Source organism: Asticcacaulis sp. P2_B1, from assembly GCF_056404915.1.
The window spans coordinates 1-3,244 of the sequence record NZ_JBFUDD010000026.1 but is presented as its reverse complement, the minus strand read 5'-3'; the positions used below and the strand labels follow the sequence as shown (position 1 = coordinate 3,244).

Annotated in this window: 4 protein-coding genes; 1 reads left to right on the top strand and 3 read right to left on the bottom strand. The window is 61.4% G+C overall.

Features of this window, described 5'->3' with window-relative positions:
- From AC1DX3_RS24315 to AC1DX3_RS24305, 3 genes are all read right to left on the bottom strand, one after another.
- On the bottom strand, positions 1–814 hold an 814-nt coding region (locus AC1DX3_RS24315; RefSeq protein ID WP_476991952.1), incomplete at its 3' end, for a TonB-dependent receptor plug domain-containing protein.
- Positions 815–872: 58 nt separating this feature from the next.
- Positions 873–1,832 carry a FecR family protein gene (locus AC1DX3_RS24310; RefSeq protein ID WP_476991951.1) on the bottom strand — a complete coding sequence of 320 codons (960 nt, stop codon included), beginning with the start codon at positions 1,830–1,832 and terminating at the stop codon, positions 873–875.
- Entirely contained in the window at positions 1,801–2,361 is a 561-nt protein-coding gene (locus AC1DX3_RS24305; protein ID WP_476991950.1) for an RNA polymerase sigma factor, read from the bottom strand. Before AC1DX3_RS24305 ends, AC1DX3_RS24310 begins: the two co-directional genes overlap by 32 nt.
- Positions 2,362–2,654: 293 nt before the next feature.
- Between AC1DX3_RS24305 and AC1DX3_RS24300 the strand changes: the two genes are divergently transcribed.
- On the top strand, positions 2,655–3,244 hold a 590-nt coding region (locus AC1DX3_RS24300), incomplete at its 3' end, for a TonB-dependent receptor plug domain-containing protein (RefSeq protein WP_476991949.1).

The following is a 3,244-nucleotide window of genomic DNA, read 5'->3' as shown; positions in this document are numbered from 1 at the left end:
CGCCGTAGCTGCCGCTGATCTGGAGGCCGTCGAAATGCTTGTCGAGGACGAAGTTGATGACGCCGGCCACGGCGTCGGAGCCGTAGGTCGAGGAGGCGCCGCCGGTCAGGACGTCGACGCGCTTGACCAGGGCCGACGGGATGATGTTCAGGTCGATCGCCTGCACCGGCAACAAACGCTGGCCGTCCAGCAGAACCAGGGTCCGCTGCCAACCCAGATTACGAAGATTGACCTTCGCACGGCCGTTGATGTCGGAGCCGTTCTGGAACTGGGTGGAGTCGGCCCGCACCTGAGGCAGGTGGTTGAGCACATCCTCAATGTTGAACATACCCCCGAACGAAAGGTCCTGCTGATCCAGCGAGGTAACGGGACTGGCCGAAGTCGCGTTCGGCTTGCGGATGCGGGTCCCGGTGACGATCACCTCGACCGGTGCGGGCGGGACCGGAGGCGGCGACAGGACCGGCGGTGGCGGGACCGCGATGGCCTGTGGTTTCACGGCGGTCGCAACCAGGACATAGACGCCGGTACTAACCTGCCTCGCCTCCAGTCCCGTACCCTGCAGCATGATGGTCAGAGCCTGGGCGACTTCGTAGCGTCCATGCACGGCGTTGATACGCCGGTTGTGTGCGATGTCTCCCGGAACCAGGATTTGCACATCGGCCTGATGGCCGAAGCGCGCGGCACCGGTCGTGACGTCCTGTGCCGACAGATTGAACGCTTGCGGAGCGGCCCAGGCCGACGTGGCGACGAAGGCGATACAGAAGATCGCCGTTGCCGTAAGGCCAGTCGCTCCGCGCGTTCTCCTCTGCCTCACTGCCTGCATACCCTGCCCAATAAAACGCCCCCTGGCACGCGATTGTCCGATACGTCCTTTATGACCTGGGGTCGCTGCCGATGATGATCTGATTGTCCTCAACGGTCACCTTGACGTCAAGACTGACCTCGATTGCCTTGGCGAAAGCCTGAGGGTCATTGGCGTGGAACACACCATAGAGCGGCTCGTCGGCGATCGAGGCCTGGGCAATGACCAGTTTGCGGCTGTTATGGCGATTGAACTCTTCGACCGCCTCGCCCAGGGATTCACCGGCCAGATCGATATTGCCGTCCCGCCATGCCAGTTCGCGATCGATCTGGGATGGAGCGGAAACAATGCGACCGATCGGTTCGGCATCGGTGACATAGGCTTTTTCGCCGGCCTTGAGACGGACGGCGCCGTCCTTGCTGCCTTCGGTCCAGGTTTCCACGACGCCTTCGGTTACCATGATATCGGCGCCATTGTGCCGGCGGCGGACGCCGAAGGCCGTACCCACGGCTCTCACCCGCACGTTGCCGGCCTCGACCACGAAGGGCCGCGTCGCATCCTTGGCGACCTGAAACCAGGCTTCGCCCTGATCCATACGGACCACCCGCTGCTGCGATTTCAGCGAAACTTCGATGGCCGAAGCGGTATTGATTTCGGCGAGCGACCCGTCCTTCAAGGACAGGCGCCGGATTTCACCGATGCGCGTGCTGAAACGTTCCGGTCGCAACAGAAAGGCGCCGGCCGCGGCTACGGAGGCTGCAAGGCCGCCGAAAATAACAGCCCGGCGATCGAATATACCCTGACGGCGAACTGGGCGGACAGGCGCGGATTCCTCCGGCTTCCATTGGGCACGGTCCATCATCACCCAGGCGGCTTCGGCGCGCAGGAAAGCACCCCGGCGGCGCGGGTCGGCAGCCAGCCAGGTCTCCAATTCGTCTTCGAGTTCCTGCGTCCGTCCGTCGCGATCGAGGCGCCAGATCCATTGCGCCGCCATGGCGTCAATGTCGGTCGCGGTTTCTTTGTCTGTCATTACTCACCTGTTCGCGGTCCTTGCCGGTACCGCTTTCCTCCGCCTTCAAGGCTTGCAGGATCAACCGCATGCCCTTTACACCTTCGTTCTCAACCGCGCTTTCGCTGATATTCAGTTTCCGCCCTATCTCGCGCTGCGACATGCCTTCGACCTTGCGCAGCTCAATAACGCGACGGCAGCGGCCGGGCAGCATCTGGATCAGCCTTTGCACGGTTGCCAGTTCTCGCCGCGCCGCCGTAATCCGCTCCGGCGACAATTCGTCCGAACCGTCGATCAGAGAATCGATTTCGGCGACGGTTTCGATCCGCACGATCCGCGACCGGCGCAGCCTGTCGGTCAGCAGATTGCGTACGGTCTGAAAGAAATAACGGTCGGGGCGCGGAATATGGTCGACGGCGTCCAGATTGCACAGATTGCAATAGGCTTCCTGGACCAGGTCGTCGATTTCCTCCGGCGGTACGCGCGACCGTCGCAGCCACGACCGGACAGCGCTTTCATGCGGCAATATCCGGGTTGCGACCCAACTCACAATTCGCTTCCGGTCCGCGCTCACGCCTTAAAGCCCCCGAACTGACACAACAACCATACAGTATAGAGACGTATGGCCGGAAAACTTCCTTGCCCTTTTTTTGAAATAATTTTTCGAACGAATGTCCCGCGCCGTTGCACCTGCGAAAAGTGTGTTCTTTTTGCCATGGAGTGTCGGTCACATAGGTCAATCCGACACAAATCCGTCATTTTCGCCCAAGGAGACCCATCCGCCATCCGTTCTTAATTCATGGCGGCGCGGGATTTGGCCCGCGGCCTTGGGAGCTTTTTCATATGCGAGATTGCAAGACGCGCAATTATAAATTCGGGCTGCTGACGACGGTGGCGATCTGTGCTTCGGTATTTGCTGGCGCGACCATGGCGCAGGATGCACCTGCGTCCGCGACCAAGGCGGATGCCGCAAGCGATGACGGCCAGGTCGTTATCGTTACCGGCACGCGCATCCGCAAGCCGAACGCAACTTCGGCCAGCCCGATCACGACGATCGACAAGCAAGAACTGCAATACCAGGGCGTATTGAACCTGGAAGAAACCTTGAACCGCTTGCCGCAGGTGCGCGCGGATTCGACGCAATTTACCAACGGTTCGGATTCCGACGGTCGCGCGAAGGTCAATCTTCGTAATCTGGGTTGGCAGCGGACCCTGGTTCTGCTGGACGGCCAGCGTTTGTTGCCGGTGCAGGCGATCGACCTGAACATCATCCCGTCGGCCCTGGTCAAGCGCGTCGACGTCCTGACCGGCGGCGCCTCCTCGACCTACGGCTCCGACGCCGTGGCCGGCGTCATCAACTTCGTCCTCGACAAGCATTTCGACGGCCTCCAGATCAGCGGCAGCTACGGCGCAGCTACGGCGCCTTCGAACAC

Bases quoted from the DNA above. Each gene is read 5' to 3' on its own strand.
- AC1DX3_RS24310 (WP_476991951.1), bottom strand. From the start codon at position 1,832: ATGACAGACAAAGAAACCGCGACCGACATTGACGCCATGGCGGCGCAA.